Annotated in this window: 6 protein-coding genes; 4 read left to right on the top strand and 2 right to left on the bottom strand. The window is 73.7% G+C overall.

All coding sequences use genetic code 11. The annotated features are described in order from the left end of the window. Together ACQKIP_RS32190 and ACQKIP_RS32185 are read left to right on the top strand one after the other, a co-directional pair. A partial coding sequence (locus ACQKIP_RS32190; protein ID WP_427744898.1) for a PIG-L deacetylase family protein occupies positions 1 to 579 on the top strand: 579 nt, incomplete at its 5' end. Between the two features lie 227 nt (positions 580 to 806). Next, positions 807 to 1211: an NUDIX hydrolase gene (locus tag ACQKIP_RS32185; RefSeq protein ID WP_365863449.1), complete on the top strand. Its 405-nt coding sequence runs from the start codon at positions 807 to 809 to the stop codon at positions 1209 to 1211. Between the two features lie 27 nt (positions 1212 to 1238). Here the strand turns inward: ACQKIP_RS32185 and ACQKIP_RS32180 are convergent, their stop codons facing one another. Then, positions 1239 to 4349, bottom strand: a complete 3111-nt coding sequence (locus ACQKIP_RS32180; protein WP_365863448.1) for a LuxR C-terminal-related transcriptional regulator — start codon at positions 4347 to 4349, stop codon at positions 1239 to 1241. Between the two features lie 318 nt (positions 4350 to 4667). Between ACQKIP_RS32180 and ACQKIP_RS32175 the strand changes: the two genes are divergently transcribed. After that, positions 4668 to 6434, top strand: coding sequence for a putative Ig domain-containing protein (locus tag ACQKIP_RS32175; RefSeq protein WP_365863446.1), 1767 nt, complete (start codon positions 4668 to 4670; stop codon positions 6432 to 6434). Positions 6435 to 6777: 343 nt separating this feature from the next. Then, complete coding sequence (locus ACQKIP_RS32170) at positions 6778 to 8169, top strand: FG-GAP and VCBS repeat-containing protein (RefSeq protein WP_365863444.1); 1392 nt, start codon at positions 6778 to 6780, stop codon at positions 8167 to 8169. A gap of 174 nt (positions 8170 to 8343) precedes the next feature. On the opposite strand, the gene ACQKIP_RS32165 is transcribed toward ACQKIP_RS32170, so the two are convergent. Then, the coding region (locus ACQKIP_RS32165) for a hypothetical protein (RefSeq protein ID WP_427744895.1) at positions 8344 to 8567 on the bottom strand (224 nt) is incomplete at its 5' end.

Raw genomic sequence — 8567 nt, 5'->3', positions numbered from 1 at the left:
GCCGAGGCGGGGCCGCTGCGTGAGGCCGAGGAGCGGGCCGGGGCCCGGGAGGTCGGCGTGGACACGGTGGAGTTCCTCGACCACCGCGACGGCGTGGTGGAGTACGGCCCCGGCCTGCGCCGCGACATCGTGCGCGCCATCCGCCGGCACCGGCCCGAGGTGGTGGTGACGGGCGCGTTCACCGTGCGGATGATCGCCGGTGTCACCAACCAGGCCGATCACCGCGTGGTGGGCCTCGCAGCCCTGGATGCCGCGCGGGACGCGGGCAACCGCTGGATCTTCCCGGAGCTGGCCGACGAAGGCCTCGAGCCCTGGGGCGGCGTCCGCCTCGTGTGCATGGCCGGCCCCGAACGTCCCACCCACGGCGTGGACGTCACGGGAGAGCCCCTGGAACGCGGCATCGCCTCGCTGTCCGCCCACGTCCAGTACACCAGCGGACTGGGTGAGCAGAGCTTTGAACCCCGTCCGTTCCTGACCTGGGCAGCGCGGATGGGCGGCCCCGCGCTCGGGGTCGAGGCGGCGGTCCTCTTCGACGTCCACCACCTGGCGTTCGAGGGGAAGCCGCCCTGGGAGCAGTAGGAGCCACGCCGCGCCGCCCGTTGTGCGGAGGGCCTCAACGGAAGGTCCGGCGAAGCCCGGCGGGTCGCTGGTGGCTGGTGGCGCCGGGCGCTGGCCGTGTGACGGCCCGGTGGGTTTCCCGGCGGGCAGGGCAGGCTGGTGGCGCGGGCCGGATCGGTGGCAGGGGCGGTGTGCTGCGCTGTGATCGGACAGCGGTGCGCCATGAACGGCGGGTGAGGGAGGGGGATTTGCGGTTGAACGATCCGGCAGTGATTGCGGGTGCGGTGGTGCAGCACGAGGGCGCCGTCCTGCTGATCCGCAGGTCCGTCCCCGAGGGGGATCTGGCGTGGCAATTCCCGGCGGGCAGGATCGAAGCCGGCGAGTCGCCACTGCAGGCGGCCGGGCGGGAGGCGTTGGAGGAGGCGGGGGTCGTGGTGGAGCCGTTGGCGGTGATCGGCGAGCGGCTGCATCCGGTGACGGGGCGGCGGGTCGTGTATGTCATCTGCCGCTGGCTGTCCGGTGAGCCGCGGGTGGCATCGCCGCGGGAGGTGTCCGCGGCGGAGTGGGTGACGCTGGATGAGATGCAGGCGCGGATCCCCGGCGGCGTGTACGGGCCGGTCTGGGAGTACCTGGCGGGGCCTGCCCTGCCCTGACGCATCGCGTTGTCCATCGCGCAGCGGTCAGCGGTCGTGTGTGAGTGCGGTGGCGAGTTGGGTGCGGGAGCGGATGCCGAGCTTGCGGTAGATGCGGCTCAGCACGGTTTCTACGGTCTTGACCGAGATGAACATCTGCTGGGCCGCTTCCTGGTTCGTCGCGCCGGTGCGCACGAGTTCGGCCAGCTGCAACTCGTGTTCGGTCAGGCGCCGTGGCGCGGGTGCTGCCGAGCCGCCGGGTGCGGGGGGATGGCCTGCCAGGTGGGCCAGGTGGTTGTTCGCCAGTGCGGTCCAGGGGTATGCTTCGGCGTCTTCGAAGAGCGTACGGGCCCCTTCCCACGCCGTTCGCGCAGCGGCGGCACGCCGGCGCCGGCGTTCGACACGGCCGCGCAGCAGCTGGGTGCGGCCCTCCTCGACGGGGAGGCCGAGTTCGGCGAAGGCGTGGGCCGCGTCCGCCAGGAGTTCCGCGGCCTCTTCGAGGGCGTCAACACCCTCGAGGTAGCGGCACAGGCCCCGGGCGCGGGTCAGCGCTGCACGCAGAGCGGCGTGCGCGGGGTGCGTTCCCACCCGTTCTTGCATGTGCTCCAGCAGACCGCGGGCCTCGTTTGTACGACCGCAGAGAGCGTAGGCCTCCACCGCGTCCCCCTGCCAGCGCAGCACGGCCGGATCGGCGGCCCCCGAGCGCGACTCCAGCTCCGCGACCTGCGACAGCGTCGCGGCTGCCTTCTCGACGCGACCGGTGTGCAAGAGTGCGGCGCCCAGCGCCCACAGGGCGCGTGTGGTGTGCAGTGCGTCCTGCTCCTCGCGCGAGGCGCGCACGCCGTGGGCGGCGTATCGCAGGGCGTGGGCGAAGCTGCCGCCGGAGGCCTGGGCCATGGCCGCGGTGTACCAGGCGGGGCCGGGCGAGAGGCCCGCGGCCGCCGTGAGGTCGACGGCGCGGGCCGACCAGTGCAGCGCCTGGCCACAGGCACCCCGTCCGGCCTCGACCTCGGCGAGGCTGCGCCACAGGTCCACCAGGTCCTCCGGCTCGCCGCTCTCGCGGGCCGCGGGCAGCAGGTGCAGGAGCAGGGCGCGGGCCCGGGGCAGGCGGGCGTCGAACACCGCGTGGCGGGTGGCGAGGTACTGGGGGCTGTTGCGGATGCCCAGTCGCGCAGGCGGCACGGCCAGCGACAGGGCCCGGTCCAACGTGGCCGTGGCGGTGTCGAGATGGCCCAGGACGCGCTGCATCCGGGCGGTCATCGTGAGCGCGGCCGCCTCCAGCGGGATGTCGTTTGCTGCTTGGGCCAGACCGGTGGCGGCCTGCGCGTGGTGCAGGGCAGCTGTTGCGTCCTCGCCGGCGAGGTTGGCCTGCACGGCGGCGCGCAGTTCGACGGCGGCGAGCAGTGCGGAGTCCTCGGCGGCGGTCCTGCGGGCAGTGGCGAGCAGCGGGCGGGTTCCGGCGGTGTCCTGACCGTGCGCGTCGACCACCGACAGCAGGGCGTGTACCTGCTGGGCGGGAGTGCCGTGCTCCGCCACGATGCGATCCGCCGCCAGGCGGGAGAGCGCGGCGGAGCCGCCGGCCGCTGCCTCCTGCGCCGCCTGGGCGAGGCGGTCCAGGCGCAGTCGGTGGCGATCGGCGGGAGTGAGGCGCGCGGCGAGGAACAACAGCTCGGCCGCGCGCAGACGTTCGCCCACCGCGCGGGCCTGCGCCGCGGCGTGTGCGGTGTCTTCGGCGATGGCCAGGTCCGGGGACTGCCGGGCCAGTGCGGTGTGCAGGGCGCGCGCGACGGTTCCGCGGGAGCAGGCGGCCAGGGCACGATGGATCGCGGTGCGTCGCTCACGGGTGACCGTGGCGGCTGCGGCATCGGCCAGCGCCGGCGCGGCGAACCGGTAGGGCAGCGGCACCCCTGCGGGTACGGGGCCCGTGGCGCTGTCCGTGGTGAGCAGCCCGGCCTCCAGAGCGTGGGCGAGATGGTCTTCGGCGCCGTGGCACCCGCTGTGCCGCAGCAGGTCCGTGTCGCATCCGCCCGCCAGCGCCGCGACCTGCAGTGTGTCGCGGACGTCGGCGGGAGCGGAAGCGAGCCAGGCGGCAGCGAGGTCGCGCACCTGCCGTGGCGGGTCGGGTGGCCCGGTGTGGCCGTCCGCCACGCCGGGACGGGATCGCAACCAGGCGTCGAGCAGCCCCCGGTGGCCCCCGCAGTAGCGGTGCAGGGGTGCCGCCCACCGGGCGGGCAACTCCCGGCGCGCGCATTCGGCTGCCGTCTCGGCGAGGTCGCAGGCGGGCACCGGCAGGATCTCTGGATGGCCGCCCAGGAGCGCGGCCGCGGCCGAGGGGTGGCCGCTGGTGCGTTCGGCTGCCACAGCGGTCAACCGGTCGGCGGCAAAGGTGCGGACAACGTAGCCGATCAGGTCCGCGCTGGCGGGGTCCAGCCACTGTGCGCCGTCGATCACGAGCAGGACCGGAGGGCCGTCGGCGAGCAGGCGGGTCAAGGCCAGTCGCAGTCGCAGCGGGTCGTCGGCGGGGCCGGTGGGCAGGGCGGCTATCCACGCGGGGTCCTGCGTGAGGGCGTGCGCGGCAGAGGCTGATGGGGCCTGTGCGGCCTGGGTGATTTCCGTGCCCCGTGAGAGCCCCGCTACCGCCGCAACTCCCGTGATTCTGCCGGTTTGCGGCGTCTGGGCGGGTGCCGCAGGCAAGACTCCGCTCGCCCCGTCCGCCGCAGACGCCGTGACCTGCAAGGGCTGCGCACTCCGCCAGTGCTTGGGGGGCTTGGGGGAGAGGGCAGCAGATTCCGAACGAGCGCCGGCCGCCCCGCTTCGCGCGGCGCCGGGTTCGGCCCTCTGCTCCGCCCCACCGTGCACAACATCGCCGACCCTGTGCGTCTGTGCCGAAGTGAGCAGCTGCACCAGCGCGCCGTAGCGGACCCCGGCATCACCTTCCTGCGCACGCACCCGCAGATACCGGCGCATCACACCGGTGTCCCGCACGGCTGACGCCTGCTGGGCCAGCGCGTCCAGCAGTGTGCTCTTGCCCGCACCCCACGGACCACTGACCGCCAGCCGCCCGTGGCGCTCCAGCCGCGCGGCGGCATCGCGGACCACGCCGGCCCAGCCGTCCTCCGCCGGACCCGCCTCGCCGTCCCCGCCCGAGTGTCCTTGCACAGCGGGCACCGTAGGCGCCCACCGGCCCCGCCACAACGCCCGGGCACACCCCGTGCAGGGGACGAGGGATTTCCCTGACACGCCCTCTCCCGCCGAGGGGCCCGCCGCGCCCGGCCCCACTGCCTGCGGCCGTCGAGAGCGTCCACGACGGGGGCCTTCCCACGACGGGGGCCTTCCCGGATACCGCCCACGCCCCGTCACCAGCACGCTGTGGGCCGTCCCGGCGGGTACGCCCACCGGTCTTCCCGCACCCGCCCCAGACACCGCATCGCTGCTGATGCCCCGTCACCGGCGCCCCTCCCCGAAAGGACACCCCCCATGCCAACCCGCTCGCAACGACCGCTGATGACCGGCCTCCTGGCCGCGACGGCCCTCGCCGCACTGACTGCCCTGCCGGCGCTGCCCGCCCGGGCAGACGCGTCCACCGACCCCTCCCCGAAGACGACGGATCAGCCGCGACTGCCGGCGGAACTGCGCGCCGCCCTGGCGCGAGACCTCGGAGTGAGCCCCGCCGGGGTGAGCCAGCGCCTGGCCGACGAACGGCGCGCCCAGCGCGTGGCCACACAGCTCCGCGCCACGGTCGGCGACCAGGCCACCGCCCTCTGGTTCGACGCGGCCGACGGCCGCCTGCATGCCACCGTCACCACGCCCCGGGCCGCCGAAGCCGCGCGGACGGCGGGAGCGGTGGCGCACGAAGCACGCCGTACACGCGCCGAGTTGGAGGCGGCGGCCCACAAGGCCGGCGTGTGGAGCCGGGCCGTACCCGGCGTGCGCTCGTGGGGGCCGGACGCCCGCGCGGAACGCGTCGAAGTGGTCATCGACCCTGACACGTCGTCCGCGGCCACCAAGTCCCTGCGCGCCAAGCTTGCCTCCCTCGGCGGCCTCATACGGGTGGTCGAGTCCCGCGGCATACCCCGCCAGCAGGGCGGCAACGTGGTGGGCGGCGAGAAGTGGACGCCGGGCAGCGAATCACCCTGCTCGATCGGCTTCCCCGTGACGCGGACCAGCGGTGGCGGCAAGGCGTTCCTCACCGCCGGGCACTGCACCAACGACGTCAGCCAGCCCGCCTACGGCAAGGACGGCACGCGCGTCGGCACCTCGAACAAGAACGGCAGCGGGTCGATCAACGCCCGCGAAGGCGACATGGGCATCGTCGACGTCGACCAGACAGGCTGGTCGCTGGCGCCCACGGTCGCGGGCTGGGGCCAGGGGGATGTCACCGTGACGGGCTCCGGCGAAGCGATCGTGGGCACGGCCGTGTGCCACTCGGGCCAGACGACCGGATACCAGTGCGGTGAGGTCACCAAGGTCAACCAGAGCGTCGACTACGGCAACGTCGTGATCGATGGACTGTCCTACTCCAGCGCCTGCTCGGCGGGCGGCGACTCGGGCGGTAGTTATGTCACCCCGGCCGGCGGCCGGGCCGTGGGTCTGCACTCCGGCGGCGGCAGCGCGACGTGCAGCGGCGGAAGCGGCGAAAAGTACACCATCTTCCAGCCGGTCAACGAAGCGCTCACCAAGTTCGGCGCCCAGCTGGTGACATCGGACCCGCAGCCCGGCGAGGTGAGAGTGGCGGCGGTCTCCGCGCAGAGCACCGCCACCGGCAGCCCGGTGGAACTGCGCAACAGCGCCGAGGGCGGCACGGCCCCCTACACGTGGACGGCCACCGGCTTGCCTACGGGACTGTCCATCGCCGCGTCTACCGGCACCGTCACGGGAAGCCCGACGGCCGCAGGCACCCACCACGTGACGCTGACCGCGACGGACGCGGCCGGAAAGAAGGGCGCCACGTCCTTCACCTGGACCGTGACGGCAACCGGCACCGGCGCGCCCAAGCTCGCCGACCCCGGCAGCCAGAACGGCTACGTGGGCAAGCCGTTGAGCGTGCGGCTCACCGCGACCGGCGGCACGGCCCCGTACACCTTCTCCGCGACGAACCTTCCGGCAGGACTGACGATCAACCCGACCACGGGCGTGATCTCGGGCACGCCCGCGACCTGGGGGTTCCGCAACGCGACGCTGACCGTCACTGACGCCAGTGGCAAGAAGACCTCCGTTACCGTCACCTTCACCATCTGGTCCTGACCCGGTGAACGGCCGCCCTCCCGGCCAACCCGGCCGGGACGGCGGCCGCAACTCCACGCCCCGCCCGGACCCGTACTCCACTGGATCGTCCCCGGCGCGAACAGCTGACCGTTCGTTGGTGTGTTGTGCCGTCGGGGTCCGGGCATTGCCGCCGCAGGTTGGTGATCACTAGGTTTGTGGCCGTCGGGATGTGGATGGCACGAAGTGCTGGTCAACGGGGGTAGCAGTGGGGGAGTTCGCGGGTGCGTACGAGACATCGGCTCGTGGCAGTGCTGGGATGCGCGGCGGGCCGCTCTCCCGCGGCAGCACTCGCGTGCCGGGCCCCCAAGTGGTTGCGCCGCGGTTGCTGTTGGTCCTGCTGTGCTGTGCGCTCCTGCTGCTGACGGGATGCACGGGCAGCGGAACAGAGGGCAGTTCGGGAAAGAGCCGTCCGGCTCCACGGGACCGGGACGGTCGCAGCGACTCGGGCACCGGGGACTTCGACAAGGACGGCTACGACGACTTCGTGACCGTCGATGAGGATGGCGCCTCGGGCGGGTCGGAGGCCGGACGCAGGGTCGTGATCATCGTCGTGCCGGGCTCGCGGAGCGGACTGGACGCGGCCCGCACTACTCGCTACCGCGGTGTCTACAGCGGCCCGCTGCTCCGCGGTGACCTCGACGGCGACGGCTTCACGGACCTGGTCGCCACCCGTGAACCGCGCCCGGAAGAAGAGGCCGGGCCGCAGGCCGCCTACCGGGCGGTGGTCATGTTCGGCGGGATGAACGGCCTGGGCAAGCCGGTGACGGTGGCCGCCGAGCGCCAGTTCCTGGCGATGGCCGTGGCCGATGTCAACGGGGACGGGGCCCTTGACCTGATCGACCGGGGCAAGGGGGCGCAGGAGAAGGACCCGCAGCGGATTGCGGGGCGCATCGCGTATGGCCCCATCGGCCGGGACGGCGCCCCGGCCCGGCTGGCGCAGCAGGACTGGCAGGCCGCCGGAGGCGGGGCCACCTCCGGGGACTTCGACGGCGACGGCTTCGATGACCTGCTCTTCACCGGCAGCCCGCCGTATGCAGAGGACGAGGAGCCGGGCCCGGACCCGGTCCCGGCAGCCGCCTACTTCCGCGGCAGCCCAAAGGGACCGCTGCGGGCCGAGCCGCCCGGGGGCCTGGACAACAGCACCGAGGACGGAGTCCTGACGCCGCTGGCCGGCGACGTCAACGGCGACGGCACCAGCGACCTCCTGGTCGGCGGGGGCGGCACTGCGTCGCCGGCCGACGGCCTCGACCCGGGGCAGCTCACCCTCGTCTACGGCGCCCAAGGCGGCCCGGGCAAGGGCCGCCGCAGCACGGTGTACAGCCAGGAGACCCCCGGTATCCCCGGCGACTCGCAGGGCAGGGACCTGTTCGGCGCGCTCTCCGCTACCGGCGATGTGAACGCTGACGGGCATCCGGACCTGGTGGTCAGCACTCCGGGCGAGGACAAGGCGGGCCGCTTCACCCTGCTGCCCGGCGCAACCGACGGCTCCGGCCCCGATCCCTCCCGCGCCACTGCCTTCGACGCGAAGGCCTACGGCGGCAAATCGCTCAGCGCCACCCTGCCCCTGCTGGACATCAACGGCGACAGGTATACGGACGTGGTGGCCCGCACGCCGGGCGGCCTGCTGCTCTTCCCCGGAGGCCCAGCAGACTTCCCCGCCGGGCAACCGGAACTCACCGCAGCCGCGAAGGTGGGAATGAGCGGGCGCAACTGACGCTGCGGGCTCCGCCGGGGCATGCGGGTGGGGGCGCCCTGCAGGGCTGTTGGGGCCGGGCCTTTCGCGACGTAGCTGAGCCACGGCCTGGCCACCGACAGGAGAAGCCCCCGGCCCGAGGCATCCGGGGAGGAGCCGCGTGCTCGGTCTCGTCGATCCCGCTCGCCGTCGTGATCAGCTCTCGGCGGGTACGGGTGCCGCGTGGACCGATACGGCGGAGAGGTAGAGACCGTCGCCGCTGAGCCGGAGCGACGGGGGCAGACTGTCCTCGAGGGCATCTGCAACCTCGGCGGCCGGATAGCCGAAGAGGTCGATGCCGCGCAGGACAACCGGGCAGGCAGACGGCCCGGCGAGCGTGGAAGGGTCGCGGGTGAGGTCGATGCCGGCCAGGCCAGGGG

The sequence above is a fragment of the Streptomyces sp. NPDC059900 genome (assembly GCF_050270335.1).
Classification (GTDB): Bacteria; Actinomycetota; Actinomycetes; order Streptomycetales; family Streptomycetaceae; genus Streptomyces.
Note: the sequence above shows the minus strand (reverse complement) of the source record. Positions and strands in the feature narration are given on the sequence as shown.

Excerpts from the sequence above, each read along its gene's own strand:
- ACQKIP_RS32175 (WP_365863446.1), top strand. The coding sequence starts at position 4,668 with ATGCCAACCCGCTCGCAACGACCGCTGATGACCGGCCTCCTGGCCGCG.